The following is a 17,758-nucleotide window of genomic DNA, read 5'->3' on the forward strand; positions in this document are numbered from 1 at the left end:
CCTGTTGCGCATCGGCTCGAGCGACAGGCGCGCGCCGATGCAAATAATCAAGATCCGCAAAGGACCTTATTGATATGGTCGGTCCTCCCGGAATGTGAAGGGGTAGCAGTCATGGGCGCGCTGGGCAACGGTCCCTGAAAAGATTATGTCTTTATGATGACCTTGATCGGTCGGCCGGCGATTCATGCTGAAACCGATATTAACCGTTTCATTTTACCCCGTCACAACAGCCGATGCTTAATCCGAAATTCAGCGTGGGGACGCTGGACGGATAGACGTCATGAAAATGGGCTGGACGGCCGATGGGCGCGCGTTGCACAAGCGGCGCATGCTCAACATAATTGCGCTGGCAACGACGATGCTGGCCGCGACCCCCGGCGATGCCGGCGGCATCGCGGCCGTGGATGTGCAGGGCGACCGCGTCACCGTTCGGTTCGACGATCGGGTGGAGGGCGCGTCCGCCTTCCTGCTCGACGGGCCGCGCCGCATCGCGCTGGATGTCGCCGGTGCGCAGGCCGGTGCCAGCCGCTATGCCGGTTCCAATGCAGCGGTCAGTGGCATTCGCCAGGGCCAGCTCAGCGACACCATGGCGCGCATCGTGCTCGACCTGACGACGCCGGCGACGCTGGGCGATCCGCAGATCGCGGCCGATGGCAAGTCGCTCAGCTTCTCGCTCCAGAATGTGACTGATGGCCGATTTCGTACCGCCGTGGGGCAGGGGCGGCTGCGCTTCGATGTGCCCGCCAATATGAGTGCCCGGCCGCAAAAGCGCATTCATTCGATCACCGTGCCGATTCCGCCGGTCGCGCGCGGCGTCGATCTGCCCGCGATCGAGGGCGTGCGCGACGGATCGCGCCCGCTGGTAGTGATCGATGCGGGGCATGGCGGTCATGATCCGGGCGCCATCAACAAGGATAATGGCAAGCGCGAAAAGGATGTGACGCTGGCGATCGCGCAGGCGATCCGGGACCAGCTGGTCAAGTCCGGCCGGGTGCGCGTGGCGCTGACCCGCGACGATGACCGCTTCCTCGTGCTGCAGGAACGCTATGGCATCGCCCGCAAGCTGGGTGCCGATCTCTTCATCTCGGTCCATGCCGATTCGGCGGAAAATGCCGATGCCCATGGCGCCACCGTCTACACCCTCTCCGAAACCGCGTCGGACCGGGAAGCGGCTCGCCTCGCTGCGCGCGAGAACAAGGCCGATGTGCTCAACGGCGTCAATCTCGGCAACCAGTCGGGCGACGTCTCCTCGATCCTCATCGATCTGACGCAGCGGGAATCGATGAACATCTCGGCCAATTTCGCGCGGCTGCTGCAGCGCGAGGCTGCGCCCTATGTGCCGTTCCGCAGCGCCTATCACCGCTTCGCCTCGCTGATGGTGCTGAAGGCCCCGGACACCCCCTCGGTCCTGTTCGAGACCGGCTATATCAGCAATGCGGATGACGCCCTTTTCCTCTCCTCGCACGAGGGGCAGCAGGCGATCGCGCGCGGCGTCGCCCGTGCCATCGACGTCCATTTCGCCCGCAAGCTCGCCATGGGCAACGGCCGGTCGGGCGGCTGACGCGCCTATCCGCGCATCGGTGCTGGTATTGAAGGACTTTTGACCGGGAGTCAGGATGTAGAGCCTGATTCACGCCATCGATGGAAACGCAAAGCGCTTCCATCTCAGGCGATCAGGCTCTAGAGCCTCTTCCACCATGGAAGAGGCCCGTTCCAATCCGCCCGCATCGTCCTTCGCCTATCGCCTGCGCCGTGGCGCCGGGGGCATTGCCGACCGGTTGAAGCCCTTGTGGCAGCGCCGCCTATTCCGCTGGGCCGCGATCCTGCTGGGCGGCTTCCTGCTCGCCATCTTCCTGTTCTGGCTGATCTTTGCGCGCGGCCTGCCCGACGCGACCTCGCTGCTCGAATATGAGCCGCCGCTGCCGACCATGGTGCGCGACATCAATGGCCAGCCGGTCCACAGCTATGCGCGCGAACGCCGGGTCCAGCTGCAATATAGCGATTATCCCCAGCAGCTGATCCACGCCTATCTGGCGGCCGAGGACAAGACCTTCTTCGAGCATCATGGCGTCGACATTCCCGGTTTTGCCGGCGCGGTGTTTGACTATGCCAGCAAGCTCGGCTCGGGCCAGCGCGCCCGTGGCGGCTCCACCATTACCCAGCAGGTGGCGAAGAATCTGCTGATCGGCGACGAATATTCGCCCACGCGCAAGGTGAAGGAAATGATCCTCGCCTGGCGCATGGAAAATGTTCTCACCAAGCAGCAGATCCTCGAACTCTATCTCAATCAGATCTTCCTCGGCCGGAACGCCTATGGCGTGCAGGCGGCGGCGCGGGCCTATTTCGACAAGGACGTCGCCGATCTCCAGCTGCATGAAATGGCCTATTTGGCGATCCTGCCCAAGGGGCCGGCCAATTATCGCCCGGAAAGCACCACCGGCCATGCCCGCGCGATCGACCGTCGCAACTGGGCGCTGGGCGAGATGGAGAAGAATGGCTGGATCAGCGCGGCCCAGCGCGACGCCGCCATCGCCCTGCCGCTCGGCACCGTTGCCGCCCATGGTTCCAGCTTCGACGCTAACGCCGGCGGCTATTATATGGAGGAGGTGCGTCGTCGCCTGATCCAGCAGTTCGGCGAAAAGGCGGAGGATGGCCCCAACAGCGTCTATGCCGGCGGCCTGTGGGTGCGCAGCCCCTATGATCCCGTCGCGCAGGACCATACCCAGACCGCGCTGCGCAACGGCCTGTTGCGCTTTGGTGCCGGCCGCGGCTGGTCCGGCCCGGTCGGCCATATCGACCCCGACAAGGGCTGGGAACGCGAACTCGCTGCCAGCTTCATCAGCGTCGATTATGCCGGCTGGCGCGTCGCCGCCGTCATCAGCCGTGACCGCAGCGGCGCACAGATCGGCTTTGCCGACGGCACCACAGGTGCGCTGCCCGCCAGCCTGGCGCAGCTGCCCTATCGCCGCACCGGTGGCCCCGCCATCTCGGCGATGAAGCCGGGCGACCTGATCCTTGTCGCCCGTGACGGCGCCAGCTGGGCGCTGCGCAATATTCCCGAAGTGTCGGGCGGCATGGTGGTGGAGGAAGTGCATTCGGGCCGCATTCGCGCGATGCAGGGCGGCTTCGACTATCGTCTCTCCTCCTACAACCGCGCGACCCAGGCGCAGCGTCAGCCCGGCTCGACGATCAAGCCCTTCGTCTATGCCGCCGCGCTCGACAATGGCATGACGCCGGCCTCGATCATCGTCGACGGTCCCTTGTGCGTCTATCAGGGCGCGGGCCTTGGCCAGAAATGCTTCCGCAACTTCTCGGGCGGCAGTGCCGGGCCGCAGACGATGCGCTGGGGCGTCGAACAATCGCGCAACCTGATGACCGTGCGCGCCGCCAGCCAGACCGGCATGGACCGGGTCGTGCGCACCATCAAGAATATGGGCATCGGCGACTATCAGCCCTATCTGTCCTTCGCGCTGGGCGCGGGCGAGACGACGGTGGAGCGCATGGTCAACGCCTATGCCACGCTCGCCAATCAGGGGCGGCAATTCGCGCCCAAGCTGATGGACTATGTCCAGGACCGGCGCGGCAAGGTGATCTGGCCCGAACGCTGGCATCCTTGCGACAATTGCAACATGGCCAATTGGGACGGCAAGCCGATGCCGCGCTTCGGTTTCGAGGGGCGTCAGGTGATGAACCCGATGACCGCCTATCAGGTCGTCCATATCACCGAAGGCGTGATCCAGCGCGGCACCGCGACCGTGCTCGCCGACCTCAAGCGCCCGCTGTTCGGCAAGACCGGCACCACCAATGGCCCGACCAATGTCTGGTTCGTCGGCGGCTCGCCCGACCTCGTTGCCGGCGTCTATATCGGCTATGACCAGCCGCGTAGCCTGGGCGGCTGGGCACAGGGCGGCCGCATCGCCGCGCCGATCTGGAAGGAGGCGATGGCGCCGATCCTGGAGACCATCCCCAAGACGCCCTTCATCGCCCCGGCCGGCATCCGCATGGTCGCTATCGACCGCCGCTCGGGCAAGCGCGTCTATGGCGCCTGGCCGACCGATGAGCCCAAGCCCGCGGTCATTTGGGAAGCGTTCAGGCCCGAATCCGAACCGCGCCGCACCATCCGCAAGGAGGAGGCGGAGGCCCAGGCCAAGGTCGCGGCCAAGGCCGACGCGGTCCGCACCCGTCAGCGCAACGACGCCGACTTCCTGCAGGACCAGGGCGGCATCTATTGAGGGACGGGCGCGTCGGCGCCCGCCCTCTTTCCCTCAGCAGTGGCGTGGATTGGCGTCGCGGATCGACAGGCTGGCGGCGCCGCGCCGGCCCTCCAGCGCCTGCGCCAGCAGGATCTGGGTTGATCGCACCGCATAGCAGAAGGCGCAGGCGATCGCGTCGCTGCAGGCATAGGGAACGGGGCCGGTCCAGCGCGCCTGCAACAGGTCGATCAGCAGATTCTCGTCTTCGCTCAGGCGCGGTCCCCGGCCGGTGCGCAGTCCATGGCCGGTCACCTGCTCGCCCAGACGCAACAGGCTGTCGAGTGCAGGCGATAGCTGTTCGCAGCCATAGCGCCGCAGCCGCAGGTGCAACTGGGCCATCGCCGGCCGGCGTCGGCGTCGCGCCGCTGCCCAGCAACGCACGGCGTCGAGCAGGATATAGAGGGTGGCCGGGCTGTGCGTCGCCGGCATGGGCGTGGTCGGGTTCATGGGATCGCCTTTCATGGAAAAGGTTTCCCCCTTGATGCGCCGCCCTCGCGCGGGGCGGTCTGCGCCATCGGGCTAAGATGCCATTATGTCCGGCAGATTTCGGACCGTTGCCGCGCCGGCCCTCCGGCGGATTGATCTTCCCAAAAAGCCCGGCCTGGGATAGGGGCAGGCGTTTGATGCGTTCGGGTAGCTGACGCTGGACGCCACGAGATTCTGGAGACCTCCCATGCGCGCCGAAGCGCAGCAATATATCGACCGTATCGACGCCGCGCTGGACTTGCTGCGCCGCTTCCTCGACTGGGACCGTGCGCTGCGCCGGCTGGACGAGCTGAATGCCCGCGTCGAGGATCCGACCCTGTGGGACAATGCCAAGCTGGCGCAGGAGGTGATGCGCGAGCGCACACGTCTCGACAGCGCGATCGGCGCCACCCGCGCGATCGAGGCCGAAAAGACCGACAATGCCGAACTGATCGAAATGGCCGAGGCCGAAGGCGATGAGGATATGGTCTCCGAAGCTATCGCTGCGCTGAAGGCGCTGGCCGAGCGCGCCGACGAGGACAAGATTAAGGCGCTGCTGGCGGGCGAAGCCGATGCCAGCGACACCTATCTGGAAATCCACGCCGGCGCCGGCGGCACCGAAAGCCAGGACTGGGCCGAAATCCTCAGCCGCATGTATCGCCGCTGGGCCGAACGGCGCGGCTATAAGGTCGAACTGGTCGACTATCAGGCGGGCGAAACCGCCGGCATCAAGTCGGCCACCTTCCTCATCAAGGGCGAGAATGCCTATGGCTATGCCAAGACCGAAAGCGGCGTCCACCGCCTGGTCCGCATCAGCCCCTATGACAGCGCCGCGCGCCGCCATACCAGCTTCTCGTCGGTCTGGGTCTATCCGGTGATCGACGACAATATCGATATCGAGGTCAAGGAAAGCGACCTCAAGATCGATACCTATCGCGCCTCGGGTGCGGGCGGCCAGCACGTCAACACCACCGACTCCGCGGTCCGCATCACCCACGTGCCCTCGGGCATCATCGTGGCGTCGCAGAATGACCGCTCGCAGCACAAGAACCGCGCCACCGCGATGAACATGCTGAAGGCGCGTCTGTATGAGGCGGAACTGCGCAAGCGCGAGGAAGCGGCATCGACCGACTATGCCGCCAAGACGGAGATCGGCTGGGGCCACCAGATCCGCTCCTATGTGCTCCAGCCCTATCAGCTGGTGAAGGATCTGCGCACCGGCGTCACCTCGACCGCCCCCGACGATGTGCTCGATGGCGCGCTCGATCCGTTCATGGCCGCTGCCCTGTCGCAGAAGGTCACGGGCGAGAAGGTCGATGTGGAGGATGTCGACTGATGATCCGCATGGTGCTGGCGGGGCCGTTGCTCCTGCTGGCAGCCTGCGGGCCGCTGGCAGGCGGCAACCAGTCGGAACGCGCGGCCGGCGCCGCGTCCTTCCCCCGCGCCGACCGGCCGGTGGCGCCGATCGTGTCGACCCGCTGGTCGAGCGAGGAAGCGCGCGACCGGGTCAATGAGGCCGAGGACATCATGGACCGGGCCGGCATCCGGCCGGGCATGACCATTGCCGACATTGGTGCTGGCGAGGGCTATTATACCGTGCGCCTGGCCAAGCGCGTCGGCGCCAAGGGCCGGGTTCTGGCCGAGGACATCCTGCCCGAGGTGATCGATGCGCTCAGCCGTCGCATCACCCGCGAAAACTGGACCAATGTCAGCGTGAAGCTGGGCGCGCCGGAAGATCCCAAGCTGCCCGAAAACAGCTTCGACCGCATCTTCATGGTCCATATGTATCATGAGATCGCCGAGCCCTATGCGTTCCTCTGGCATCTCAGCCCCGCGCTGAAAGCCGATGGCGAACTGATCGTGGTCGATGCCGATCGGCCGACCGACCAGCATGGCACGCCCCGGCGCCTGCTCACCTGCGAACTGGCGGCAATGGGCTTCCGGCTGGAGGAGATGATCGCCAAGCCGACCGCCGGTGGCTATATGGCCCGCTTCCGCCGCAGCACCGCCCGCCCCGATCCGTCCAGCATCGTCCCCTGCGCGCTGCGCGGCTAGGGGCCTGCCCAGTCCGGTTCGCGACGCGACAGTTTCATGTCCGCCGAAGTTCACACCGTTATCGGGGTGATTCACCCTATTTGCGCCAGATATGCGCCTGCCGCGCGCCGGTGGCGCGCCTGTAACGCGACAGCCGGGCAGAACGCGACGCGTCGCTGACGCGCGCCCGAAGCGACAGTGACGCGACAAGGGTGCGCCAGTCAGGCGCCGGCCAGCCATTGGCGGGATGTCGCGCATGGATTGGCGGGCACTCTCGTCCATGGACAAGGGTGGAGCAGAGAATGACCGAATAGGAAAGGGCGGCTGACGACAGTCTCCCGTCATTGCGAGCGTAGCGAAGCAATCCCGGCGCGAGATGGATTGCTTCGCTACGCTCGCAATGACGATCTTCGGCTTTGACAACTGACGACTAAAGTCGGTCGCAAATTCCTCCTTGCAGGGGAAGATGGTCTAGAAGCGACCAGAAGCGGCCCATCCCATCATCGTCACCCTGAACTTGTTTCAGGGTCCATTTTCCCAATAGACCAATGGCTTGTTAGGCTTGATAGATGCTGAAACAAGTTCAGCATGACGTAGGTGGAATGGCCGCTCCCCACCGATGTCGCGCGGATCTAGTCCCGCGTGCCGGGCTGCCAATCCCTGGCGGCGCGCACGCCGGCCCGGCCGCGCCGCGCCAGTTCGCGTTTCAGGTCCGCGGGATGGGGCGCGATCAGGAAGCCGAAGCTGACCGTGCCGTCCTTGGTCTCGACCGCATGGTGCAGCCGATGCGCCTGGACGATCCGCTTCATGTAGCGCGAGCGGGCGACATAGCGGTGGCGCACCCGCTGGTGGACGATGATGTCGTGGAAGCCGAGATAGATAGCGCCATAGGCGGCGACGCCGGCGCCCACGGCCGTTGCCCAATTGCCCCAGCCCCATTGCACCCCGCCCAGCAGCAGCAGGATGGAGGGCATGGCGAAGATCACGAAATAGAGGTCATTGGCCTCGAAGAAGCCGGTGCGGGGGCGGTGGTGGCTGGCATGGAGGAACCAGCCCGGCCCATGCATCACCCAGCGGTGCATCACATAGGCAAAACCCTCCATCAGCGCGATCGTGACGACGAAGAGCAGCAGGAGGGCGATTGGAGGCATCGCCGCCTTATAGGCAGCGGCGCGGGCCAAGGCGACCCGTAAACACCGCATATAGAGCATCGTGCGCAAAAGTGGGAACCGGTTTTGCGCTTAAAACGATGCGGCAACAAAAACTTAGAGCGCGCGACCTGCGTCGGATATAACGCAGCGCGCTATAGAAAAGGGCCGCGATCCCCCCTGGAGAGCGCGGCCCTGTTCATCCCCGAAGGGAAGGCGGATCAGAAGGAGGCGGTGAGCGAACCGAGCACGCCGGCCTTGCTGATATTGTGGCCTGCCGACGAATAGAGCGACTTGTCGGTGTCGACATAGGATACGCCGAAGGTCAGGTGACCCCAGGTGTAGGTCGCGCCGATATTCCAGTCGGTATATTCCTTGCCGATGGTCAGGTAGCTCGGACCGAAGCTGTGGCCCAGATGCGCCGACACGCCCAACGGGGTGTTGGGGATCGAGGCCGAGACGTCGCCGGCGAGGTAGAGATTATCTTCCTTGCCATTGCCGACGGTCAGCGCCTTCGCCTTGGGGGCGTAGTTGGCGGTCAGCTTGGCGGTGGCGGGGCCGAACGTGCCCTTGATCGAGGCATAGGGCTCGACGAAGTCGGTGTTCGCACCGGCATTGCCCGGATAGTAATAATAGAGGACGCCGACGTCGATCGTCGCGCCGCCGACCGTGGTCGAATAGCCGCCGATCAGGTCGAGTTCCTGGTCCGAGCCGTTGGCGACATATTCGTCGATCGAGCTGCCCCAGGTCGAGACATAGAAGCCCGATTCATGGGTGACGGTGATGCCGCCCTGCAGCGCGAACTTCTTGTTGGTCTGTGAAATGCCGCGGAAGCGATAGTCGCTGACGACGGCCGCATTGCCGGTGACGGTGACCGCGGGAGCGGGCTCATCCTGGGCCATGGCGGGTGCCGACAGCGCAACAAGAGCGAAGGCCGAGAGGCCGAGAATGGACTTACGCATGATAATCCCCTTGATGGTTCTGCGATCGTCCCGCCTGCGTCCAGGCGCCTGCCTCTATGCTTCCCCCAGGGGAAGTGGGCCAGCTTGCCTCAACAAGTTTGGCCATGCCTGCGCGCGCTGCGGCGCACAAGATATTATTGCTATTTCATGTCTTTTGCGTCTTTTATTGTTGCTACGACGCAACAAGGTGCGCGGCTGCGATCGCCGGATGTCCGGCGTATCTGCATGATAAGGCATGATTTATTGGATATTTGAACGCTGTCGCGGTCGCTCAGGACGGGGAATGGTCCGAAATGTCGGGCTCATTCATTGCTGGATCATGTCTATCCTGCGGCTGCCGCAATTCGATGATCTGGCGCGGATAGGGGACGATGATGCCCTGTGCCTTGAACTTGTCCAGCACCCGCATCAGCACGTCGGATGTCACCCCGCCCACGCCATTTTCCGGATCGTTGATCCAGACGCGGATCTCATGCTCCAGCCGATATTGGCCGAGCGCGGTCAGCCATACCTTGGGCTCGGGATGCTTGAGCGCGCGCGGGCTTTCCTCGGCCGCTTCCAGCATCAGTTGCTGGGCCAGCGCGATGTCGCTGTCGTTGCTGATCCCCACCGGGATGCGGACGCGGATATTGCGGTCGGAATAGGACCAGTTCTCCACCTCCTGCGTCATCAGATTTTCGTTGGGGATGAGATGCTTCTTGCCGTCGCGGGTGATGATCGACACGGCGCGCACGCCGATCTTGCTGACCCAGCCGAAACTGTCGCCGACCGCGATCACGTCACCCGGCTTGATCGATCGGTCCATCAGCAGGATGATGCCGGCGATCAGATTGCCGACCGTCTTCTGCAGGCCGAAGCCGACCGCCAAGCCCAGCGCCCCGGAAAAGACGGTGAAGGCGGTGAGGTCGATGCCCAATATGTCGATGCCGATGAAGAAGGCGGCGATGATGACGGCGATGCCGGCCAGCTTCTGGCCCAGCAATTTCTGGGTCGGGTCGAGATCGGGCGCCTTCTGGATACTGCGCCGGATCAGCCGGTTGGCAAGGCGGATGCCGGCAAGCAGCGCAACCAATGTCGCCGCGACCGACAATAGGTCGAGCAGGCTGATCCGCCGCTTGCCCAGCGTCAGCGCGACATCATCGAGCATCGACCCGACCGGCGCGATGCCGCCGCTGCTGCCCGATATCACCATGACGAACAGCAGCAGGGCGAGCGGGGTGATCGCCCAGCGCGGGAAGCTGAGCGCCTGCAACAGATGCAGCGCGAACAGGGCGACGGCAAAGGCGAGCGCCGCGCCCAGGATCAGATGGGCGATGCTGTCCGCCGGCCACAGCGCCAGTGCCGTCGCGAACAGCGGCGCGCTGATCGCATGGCGCAGCATCGGGCGGACATGGGTGGATGCCAGTTCGCTGAGGGCAGGCAGGCGCTCGCGGATGCGCGGGGCCAGCAGCCGCGCCAGGCCATAGGCCATGGCATGGAGCAGCAGCGCGATGCCGACCGCGATCAGCGGCTGGGTGATGTCCGCATTGCCCGGCAGCCGGGCCAGCCATGCGGACAGCTGCGTCATCCGCGCGCTGCCCGGAAGCGGGCGAGACCGGCGTCAAGGTCGGCGATCAGGTCGGCGGGATCCTCCAGCCCGATCTGCAGCCGGATGACCGGGCCTTCCGCCTGCCATATGGTCGCGGTGCGATAGCGGGCCGGATCGACCGGCAGGGCCAGGCTCTCGAACCCGCCCCAACTATAGCCGATGCCGAAATGGGCGAGCCCGTCGATCAGCGCGGCGCGGGCCGTCTCGTCCCCGCCCTGCAGCACGAAGCTGAACAGGCCGGTCGAGCCGCTGAAATCGCGCGCCCACAGATCATGGCCGGGGCAGTCGGGCAGAGCGGGGTGCAGCACGCGGGCGACATCGGGCTGGTCCTTCAGCCACTGCGCGATCTCCAGCGCGCTCGCCTGATGCTGGGCCAGGCGGACGCCCAGCGTGCGCAGGCCGCGGCTGGCAAGCCAGGCATCGTCGGGGCTGGTCATCTGGCCGAACAGATAAGCGGACTGGCGGACCTTGGGGAACAGCGCCGGTGTGGCAGTGACCGACCCCATCATCACATCGCTATGACCGACAATATATTTGGTGCAGGCGAGGATCGCGATGTCCACGCCATGGGCCAGCGCCGGGAAGAAAAGCGGCGTCGCCCAGGTATTGTCGAGCAGGGTGACGATGCCGCGATCGCGCGCGATGGCAGTGATCGCAGGCACGTCCTGCACCTCGAAGGTCAGGCTGCCGGGGCATTCCAGGAAGATGGCGCGGGTGCGATCGGTCAGCAGCTCGGCGATGCCGGCGCCGATGGTCGGATCATAATAGAGCGTCTCGACGCCGAAGGGTTTGAGCACCTGTTCGCAGAAATTGCGGGTCGGGTCATAGGCGCTGTCGACCATCAGCAACTGGTCGCCCGGCCGCAGCACCGCCATCAGCGCGCAGGCGATCGCCGCCACGCCCGAGGGAAAGAGCATCGTGCCCTCCGCGCCCGGCTCCATCTCGGTCAGCGCATCGGCCAGGCTCCAGCTGGTCGGCGTGCCCTTGCGCCCGTAGAACAGCCGTTCATGGGTGCTGCTGCCGGCCGCCTTCCGCAGATGGGCGACATCGTCATAGAGGATGGTGGACGCGCGCCACACGCCCGGACTGACGATCGCGCCGGGTTGTCCCGGCATGCCGGTCCAGTCGGCGCGTCGGCCGGCCTGCGCCAGCTTGGTTAGCGGCCTTCTGCTGTCCTCGCTCATGCGGCCGGCCCGGTCGCCTTGGGCGTGGCGGGATCGAAGCCCCATTCCGACCAGCTGCCGTCATAGAGGCTGACGTCGCGCTTCCCGAGTGTTTCGAGCGCCGCGAGGATGATCGCGGCGGTCACGCCGCTGCCGCAGGTGGTGATGATCGGCCGGTCGAGATCGGTGCCGGCGTCGATCAGCAGGCGGCGCAGTTCCTCGCCCTGCTTCAAGCTGTTGTCGGCGGCAAAGAAGGCGGAGGAGGGGATGTTGCGGCTGCCGGGAATATGGCCCGACGCCATGCCGGGGCGCGGTTCGGCCTCGGCGCCGGTGAAGCGCCCCGCGCCGCGCGCGTCGAGCAGTTGCGCCGTGCCGCTGTCGAGATTGGCGAGGATGTCCGCCTTGCTACGGACCTGTGTGCGGTCCAGCCGGGCGACGGCGTTGCCCGGCGCGATGGCGGGCGTGCCGCTGTCGACCTGGCGGCCTTCGGCGACCCATTTGGGCAGGCCGCCGTCCAGGATCGCAGCCGATGCGCCCAGGCCATAGACGCGCATCATCCACCAGCCGCGCGCCGCGCTGTGGGTCGGGCTGTTGTCATAGACGACGATGCGGCTGTCGGCGTTGACGCCCAGCGCCTGCATGCGCTGCGTCATCAGCGCGTCGGGCGGCAACTGGCCCGGCACCGGATCGGCGGGATCGCTGAGGCTCGGCAGGTCCATGAAGGCGGCGCCGGGAATATGGGCCGCGTCGAACTCGGCGCGCGGATCGCGCGGCGTGCCGGGCAGGAACAGGCTGGCGTCGAGAATGACGAGATCGGGCTTGCCGATTTCGCCGGCCAGCCAGTCGGTGGAAACGAGAATGTCCATGCGGCCCCTTTTGCCTTGTCCGGCAGGCACTTTAGGAGCGCCTGGCCGGACAGGAAAGGGAAATGCTCAGGCCGGCGGCACTTCGGCGGCGGCGCGGGCGGCCGGCCGGCGAAATTGGCGCGGCCCCTGGTCGAGGCGGAAGGGCGACAGGCGTTCGGCGGGCGGATCCTGTTCCTGGCCGACGATGAAGGCCCGGCCGGTGCGGCCGGTGCCTTCGGGCGCTTCCTCATCCTCGCCCCAGCGATAATGGGCGTCGAAGGCGGCGATCGGCACCAGCAGTGTCCGCTCGCCCATCGTCACCGGCACGATCTCGTCCTGGGCCAGGCGCAGCTCGTTGGTCATGCGCACGGTTTCGCCCGGCGCGATCGAGACGATCGAATGCAGCGGCATGCCGGTCTCGCCACCGAAGAAATGGCGCAGCAACGCATCCTGCTGCGCGCCCGCATTGCCCAATATGCCGCGCACCATGATGTCGCGGGCCGGGCGATCGCCGCGATTGTGGAGCAGCAGCGTATAGCCGATGGTCACACCGATCAGCGAGGAGCGGGCGAGGCTGATGTCGAGGCCGAGGTCGATCCAGGGGCGATCGCCGGCGTCGCTGGCCGGCGCCGATGCCACGGGTTCGGGGGCTGTTGCCGGTGTGGGCGCGGGAGCAGGCGGGGGCGGCGCAACGGGGGCTGGGGCTGGCTGGGGGGCTGCCGGGGGGGGCGCGCTCGCCGGCACGGCGTCGACGTCCGCCCCCGCACGACGGCGCCGCATCAGCAGAAAGCCGGCGATCACCGCCAGCGCGGCGATGGCGGCGGCGATCCAGGGCCAGCTCAGACCCTGCGCTTCGGTTGCCGGCGCGGGTTCGGCAGTGGTGACGCTGTTGTCGGCCGTGACCGGCTCGGGCGCGGGCAGGGCGGCCGGCGACGGCGTTTCCACGGCGTTGGCGGCATTGTCCGGTTCCGCCACAGCGGGCGCCGGGCTGGGCTGCGCCGGTGTGGTGTCGCGCGCGGCCGGGCGTTCGGCCGGGGTAGGGGCGGGCGTCGTGCGCGGTGTTTCGGTGCGCGTCGGCGCTGGCGTCGGTGTCGGGCGCTGCGATGCGGGGGCAGGCGTGGTCGCTGGCGGGCGCTGGGTCGGCGCCGGCGTCACCGTGGGGGCGACGATCGGCGGCAGCGACGGAGTGGGCGTCGGGGTCGGCGTTGCCGTGCCCCGGAACACGTCGAGTTCCGGGCCTTGACGGCGCGGGTCATCGGCCGGCGGCGGCGGCGCGGCGCGCTGCAGATTGACGACCGGATCGCTGCCGGTGGCTTGCTGTGCCAGCGCGGGTGTGACTGCCAGCAGCGGCAGGGCGGAAAAGAACAGACGCATAGACCCCATGGCCCTGCCAAGGCAGAAATTTTGCTGAACGCCAGATGAACGGATGGCCTTGCGCGCCGGACCGATGACAAATTGCGTGTAATCGACTACATGCGCCCTCATGACCGATACCCCGCTCCATCTCGGCCGCGCCAGCACCCTGCCGCAGCGGCCCGAGGACGCCGTCCTCGACTATGTCCCCAATCCCCGTCCGGGCAAGCCCTATCTGGTGCGCTTCACGGCGCCGGAATTCACCTCGCTCTGCCCGGTGACCGGCCAGCCCGACTTCGCCCATCTGGTGATCGACTATGCGCCCGGCGCGACGATCGTCGAATCCAAGGCGCTCAAGCTGTTCCTGGGCAGCTTCCGCAACCATGCCGGCTTCCATGAGGATTGCACCGTCGGCATCGGCGAGCGGCTGTTCACCGAAATGCAGCCGATCTGGCTGCGCATCGGCGGCTATTGGTATCCGCGCGGCGGCATCCCGATCGACGTCTTCTGGCAGTCGGGCGAGCCGCCCGCCGGCCTGTGGCTGCCGCCGCAGGACGTGCCGGGCTATCGCGGCCGCGGCTGAACCATACGGCCGTTCGTTTCGAGCTTGTCGAGAAACAGAGGTGCTTGTCGCTTCTCGACTGGGCTCGAAGCGAACGGAGGAGGGCATTGGCCGGCCTTCTTGTTGGACGAACGCGCAACAGGCTTCGACCAACGACATTCTCTTGCGGATAGTTCACTTGACCCCCCGCGGGAAAGGGCCGATCCGGTTTGCATGTTGCGCGTGACTATGTCTCATTGCGCCATCCAAGCCGTATCGGAGTTGCTTCCCCCATGCCCTTGTCGAAAATCCTGCCGTTCCTGATGGCGGCTGCGCCGCTGGCGATCGCGGCGCCCGCGCTGGCCCAGACCGCGCCTGCCGGTCCCGCCGCCGGCGTCACCACCCAGCTACCCCGTGGCGCCGCACCCAGCCATTATGCGATCGAAGTGACGCCCGATGCGGCGAACCTCAAATTCACCGGCAAGGTGACGATCGACGTCACTGTCGCCGCCGCCATGCCGGCGCTGGTGCTAAATGCGGCCGACCTGACCGTTTCCAGCGTCACCCTGACCCCGGCCAAGGGCAAGGCGATCACTGGCACGGCCAAGGTCGATGCCGATGCCCAGACCGTCAGCCTCGACTTCGGCAAGCCGGTCCAGCCGGGCAGCTACAAGCTGACCATGGTCTATGCCGGCATCATCAACCAACAGGCGAACGGCCTGTTCGCGCTCGACTATACCGACAATGAAGGCGCCGCGAAGCGCGCGCTCTTCACCCAGTTCGAGGCGCCCGACGCCCGCCGTTTCGTGCCGAGCTTCGACGAGCCGAGCTACAAGGCGACGTTCGATCTCTCCGCCGTGGTGCCGGCGGGCCAGTTGGCGGTCGGCAACATGCCGGTCAAGACCAGCAAGGACATCGGTGGCGGGAAAAAGCTGGTGACCTTCGGCACCAGCCCCAAAATGTCGTCCTATCTGCTCTTCTTTGGCCTGGGCGAACTGGACCGCGCGACCAAGATGGCAGGCAATACCGAAGTCGGCGTCATCACCGGCCGGGGCAATACCGGCAAGGCGCAGCTGGCGCTCGACGCGTCGGCCGCGATCCTGCCCTATTATAACGACTATTTCGGCGTGCCCTTCCCGCTGCCCAAGCTCGACAATGTCGCGGGGCCGGGCCAGAGCCAGTTCTTCAGCGCGATGGAGAATTGGGGCGCGATCTTCACCTTCGAACGCACCCTGCTGGTCGATCCGCGCTTCACCTCGGAAGAGACCAAGCGCGCCATTTATGAAGTGGCCGCGCATGAAATGGCGCATCAGTGGTTCGGCGATCTCGTCACCATGGCCTGGTGGGACGATCTCTGGCTGAACGAGGGTTTTGCGAGCTGGATGGCGACCAAGGTCACCGACAAGCTGAACCCGGAATGGGAAGCGCTGCTGTCGCGCGTCGATGGCCGCGAGCGGGCGATGAGCCTCGACGCGCTCAAGACCACCCATCCGGTCGTGCAGAAGATCACCACCGTCGATCAGGTGAACCAGGCGTTTGACGCCATCACCTATCAGAAGGGCGAAGCGGTCATCACCATGCTCGAAGGCTATGCCGGCGAAGATGCGTGGAAGGCGGGCATCCAGTCCTATATGAAGAGCCACGCCTATGGGAACACCGTCACCGACGATCTGTGGAAGGCGGTCGAGGGCGCGGGCGCCAAGGGCCTGGTCAGCATCGCGCATGATTTCACCAGCCAGCCGGGCATCCCGCTGGTCAAGGTGGAGAGCGCCCAGTGCCAGGGCGGCAACACCATCCTGACGCTGAGTCAGGGCGAGTATAGCCGCGACGCCAAGGACAAGGCGCCGCTCAAGTGGAATGTGCCGGTCAAGGCGCAGGTGCAGGGCGGCGAGGCGCAGCGCCTGATCCTGCAGGGCAATGGCCAGATCACGCTGCCGGGCTGCGGCGCCTATGTCATCAATGCGGGGCAGACCGGCTATTATCGCTCGCTCTATCCCGCCGCCAATATCCAGGCGCTGGCCAAGGGCTTCAGCCAGTTGTCCAGCATGGACCAGACCGGCCTGATGGCGGACAATTTCCAGCTGGCGCTGGGCGGATACCAGCCGATCGGCCTGGCGCTCGATCTGGTCGACGCCGTGCCGGTGACCGGTAGCCCGGCCGTGCTGGCCGAAGTGCCCGGCTATTTGAAGAGCAGCTATGACATGCTGGAGGGCGACGCCGCTGCCCAGGCGAAGGTCGCGGCCTATGCCTCGGCCAAGCTGACCCCGGCGCTGACGGCCATCGGCTATGATGCCAAGGCCGGCGAAGGGCCGCAGGTGCCGGTGCTGCGCACCAGCCTGGTCGCGACGCTGGGCAGCATGGGCGACAAGGGCGTCGTGGCTGAGGCCAACCGTCGCTTCGCCGCGCTGGCGACCAACCCGGCCGCGCTCGATGGGCCGCTGCGCAATGTCTGGCTGGGCATCATCGCCCAGAATGCCGACCAGGCGACCTGGGACAAGCTGCGCGTGATGGCCAAGGGCGCGCAGAGCGACCTTGAAAAGAGCACGCTCTACGCGCTGCTCGGCAAGGCGAAGGACGAGAAGCTGGGTAGCCAGGCTCTGGATCTCGCCCTAACCGATGAGCCGGGCAAGACCACCAGCGCGGCGATCATCGGCCAGGTGGGCGTCGCCCATCCGATGTTGGCGGTCGACTATGTGCTGGCGCACAAGGCGCAATATGAGGCGCTGATCGACGTGTCGGCCCGCAGCCAGGCGCTGGCCCGTCTGGGCGGCGGATCGGCCGACCCGGCGATGGTGACCAAGCTCGACGCCTATGCGACCCAGTATCTGACGCCGGAATCGCGCAAGGTGGTCGATCGCTCGATCGCCGCGATCAAGACCCGGATCGAGACGCGCAGCCGCCTGAAGGCGCCGACCGCGGCCTGGTTCGCAGCGAAGAAATAAGGGCATGGGGCGGCGGAGCGATCCGCCGCCCTTTCCAAATGGGAAGAGCATGAATCAGACGGAACCACGGGTCGGATGCGGCGCGGCGATCCTGCGCGACGGCAAGTTGCTGCTGGTGCAGCGACGGCGGGAGCCGGAAGCGGGGCATTGGGGCCTGCCGGGCGGCAAGGTCGACCTGTTCGAGGCGATGGCCGCCGCGGCCGAGCGCGAGATTTTCGAGGAGCTGGGCCTGACGATCAGGGCGCGTGAATTGCTGTGCCTGACGGACCAGATCGATGAAGCACGCGGCACCCATTGGGTCGCGCCAGTCTATCTGGTTGAGGATGCGCAGGGCGAACCGGTGGTGAAGGAGCCCGACGCGCTGGCGCGCTGCGGCTGGTTTGCGCTGGATGCGCTGCCGCAGCCACTGACCCTGTCGACACGGGCGGCGCTGGCCGCCTTGCAGGCGCGATAACAAGGAAGGG

At 66.2% G+C, this 17,758-nt stretch carries 14 protein-coding genes; 7 read left to right on the forward strand and 7 right to left on the reverse strand.

The window, feature by feature from the left end:
* The first annotated feature begins 280 nt into the window (after positions 1 to 280).
* Both U0025_RS23120 and U0025_RS23125 read left to right on the forward strand, forming a co-directional pair.
* Complete coding sequence (locus tag U0025_RS23120; RefSeq protein ID WP_004210046.1) at positions 281 to 1,561, forward strand: N-acetylmuramoyl-L-alanine amidase; 1,281 nt, start codon at positions 281 to 283, stop codon at positions 1,559 to 1,561.
* 136 nt (positions 1,562 to 1,697) lie between these two features.
* Positions 1,698 to 4,232 (forward strand): penicillin-binding protein 1A, encoded by a 2,535-nt coding sequence (locus tag U0025_RS23125; RefSeq protein ID WP_004210048.1) that lies wholly within the window; start codon positions 1,698 to 1,700, stop codon positions 4,230 to 4,232.
* A gap of 33 nt (positions 4,233 to 4,265) precedes the next feature.
* Here the strand turns inward: U0025_RS23125 and U0025_RS23130 are convergent, their stop codons facing one another.
* Complete coding sequence (locus tag U0025_RS23130) at positions 4,266 to 4,715, reverse strand: hypothetical protein (RefSeq protein WP_004210050.1); 450 nt, start codon at positions 4,713 to 4,715, stop codon at positions 4,266 to 4,268.
* Between the two features lie 211 nt (positions 4,716 to 4,926).
* Between U0025_RS23130 and prfB the strand changes: the two genes are divergently transcribed.
* Positions 4,927 to 6,054 carry a peptide chain release factor 2 gene (gene prfB / locus U0025_RS23135; protein ID WP_004210053.1) on the forward strand — a complete coding sequence of 376 codons (1,128 nt, stop codon included), beginning with the start codon at positions 4,927 to 4,929 and terminating at the stop codon, positions 6,052 to 6,054.
* Positions 6,054 to 6,773 (forward strand): class I SAM-dependent methyltransferase, encoded by a 720-nt coding sequence (locus U0025_RS23140; RefSeq protein ID WP_004210055.1) that lies wholly within the window; start codon positions 6,054 to 6,056, stop codon positions 6,771 to 6,773. The genes prfB and U0025_RS23140 overlap by 1 nt, the downstream gene beginning before the upstream one ends.
* 611 nt (positions 6,774 to 7,384) lie before the next feature.
* On the opposite strand, the gene U0025_RS23145 is transcribed toward U0025_RS23140, so the two are convergent.
* From U0025_RS23145 to U0025_RS23170, 6 genes are all read right to left on the reverse strand, one after another.
* Positions 7,385 to 7,903, reverse strand: a complete 519-nt coding sequence (locus tag U0025_RS23145) for a sterol desaturase family protein (protein ID WP_037491955.1) — start codon at positions 7,901 to 7,903, stop codon at positions 7,385 to 7,387.
* 218 nt (positions 7,904 to 8,121) lie between these two features.
* Positions 8,122 to 8,862, reverse strand: coding sequence for a TorF family putative porin (locus U0025_RS23150; RefSeq protein ID WP_004210057.1), 741 nt, complete (start codon positions 8,860 to 8,862; stop codon positions 8,122 to 8,124).
* Positions 8,863 to 9,133: 271 nt separating this feature from the next.
* Positions 9,134 to 10,429, reverse strand: coding sequence for a mechanosensitive ion channel family protein (locus U0025_RS23155; RefSeq protein WP_004210058.1), 1,296 nt, complete (start codon positions 10,427 to 10,429; stop codon positions 9,134 to 9,136).
* Positions 10,426 to 11,634 (reverse strand): cystathionine beta-lyase, encoded by a 1,209-nt coding sequence (gene metC / locus U0025_RS23160; RefSeq protein WP_004210060.1) that lies wholly within the window; start codon positions 11,632 to 11,634, stop codon positions 10,426 to 10,428. The genes U0025_RS23155 and metC overlap by 4 nt, the downstream gene beginning before the upstream one ends.
* Positions 11,631 to 12,479 carry a 3-mercaptopyruvate sulfurtransferase gene (gene sseA, locus U0025_RS23165; protein WP_004210065.1) on the reverse strand — a complete coding sequence of 283 codons (849 nt, stop codon included), beginning with the start codon at positions 12,477 to 12,479 and terminating at the stop codon, positions 11,631 to 11,633. The genes metC and sseA overlap by 4 nt, the downstream gene beginning before the upstream one ends.
* 66 nt (positions 12,480 to 12,545) lie before the next feature.
* Positions 12,546 to 13,832: a hypothetical protein gene (locus tag U0025_RS23170; RefSeq protein ID WP_004210066.1), complete on the reverse strand. Its 1,287-nt coding sequence runs from the start codon at positions 13,830 to 13,832 to the stop codon at positions 12,546 to 12,548.
* Between the two features lie 109 nt (positions 13,833 to 13,941).
* Between U0025_RS23170 and queF the strand changes: the two genes are divergently transcribed.
* From queF to U0025_RS23185, 3 genes are all read left to right on the forward strand, one after another.
* Positions 13,942 to 14,394, forward strand: coding sequence for a preQ(1) synthase (gene queF / locus U0025_RS23175; protein WP_004210067.1), 453 nt, complete (start codon positions 13,942 to 13,944; stop codon positions 14,392 to 14,394).
* 251 nt (positions 14,395 to 14,645) lie between these two features.
* On the forward strand, positions 14,646 to 17,294 hold the full coding sequence (locus U0025_RS23180; protein WP_004210068.1) for a M1 family metallopeptidase: 2,649 nt from the start codon (positions 14,646 to 14,648) through the stop codon (positions 17,292 to 17,294).
* A 49-nt stretch (positions 17,295 to 17,343) separates the two neighbouring features.
* A complete protein-coding gene (locus U0025_RS23185; RefSeq protein WP_004210069.1) occupies positions 17,344 to 17,748 on the forward strand; it encodes an NUDIX domain-containing protein in 405 nt (134 codons plus the stop codon).
* Positions 17,749 to 17,758 lie beyond the last annotated feature (10 nt).

Origin of the sequence: Sphingobium yanoikuyae, assembly GCF_034424525.1 — a bacterium.
Classification (GTDB): domain Bacteria; phylum Pseudomonadota; class Alphaproteobacteria; order Sphingomonadales; family Sphingomonadaceae; genus Sphingobium; species Sphingobium yanoikuyae.